Below are 433 nucleotides of genomic sequence, written 5' to 3'. Positions count from 1 at the left end.
AGCCTGCGCAGATCATTGCCGAAGGAGACCGCCTGTATCTCCAGAGCGAACTGTTCAGCAAGCGGCCGATGCAGCTGTTTGCGGAGTCAAAGACCCGGTTCTTCATGACCGCACAGGACATGACGGTCGAATTCCAGCAGGCAGGCAGCACGAGGCCAGGCAGCTTTTCGCTGAAGCGCGGGAACAGCACCTACGTCGCCATGCGGGCGGATTAGTTGCGAAGCCAGTACCACTCGGATGTCCGCTTCCGGCCGGAGTCGCACACGCGCGGGGGCAACGCGCTTTCAAGGGTATCGAGTGTCCACCCACCCGCGATGCCTGACTTCGTCAGAATCTACGGCAACTCGACAACAACCTTGCCCTTTGCCCGCCCGCTCTCCACATAAGCCAACGCGCCTTGGGTGTCCTGGAACGGAAACACCCGGTCAATGAC

General features: G+C 60.7%; 2 protein-coding genes. One reads left to right on the top strand and one right to left on the bottom strand.

Features of this window, described 5'->3' with window-relative positions:
- Positions 1-215 (top strand): hypothetical protein (locus DCS98_RS22710; protein WP_206340424.1); only part of this gene is annotated, 215 nt, incomplete at its 5' end.
- A gap of 119 nt (positions 216-334) precedes the next feature.
- On the opposite strand, the gene DCS98_RS22705 is transcribed toward DCS98_RS22710, so the two are convergent.
- The gene (locus tag DCS98_RS22705; RefSeq protein ID WP_241038633.1) at positions 335-421 is read right to left on the bottom strand and encodes a zinc-binding dehydrogenase; all 87 of its coding nucleotides are present in this window, start codon (positions 419-421) and stop codon (positions 335-337) included.
- Between the last annotated feature and the right edge of the window lie 12 nt (positions 422-433).

Source organism: Blastococcus litoris, assembly GCF_003075095.1.
Lineage (GTDB): Bacteria > Actinomycetota > Actinomycetes > Mycobacteriales > Geodermatophilaceae > Blastococcus_B > Blastococcus_B litoris.
This window is presented reverse-complemented; position numbering and strand designations above follow the sequence as displayed.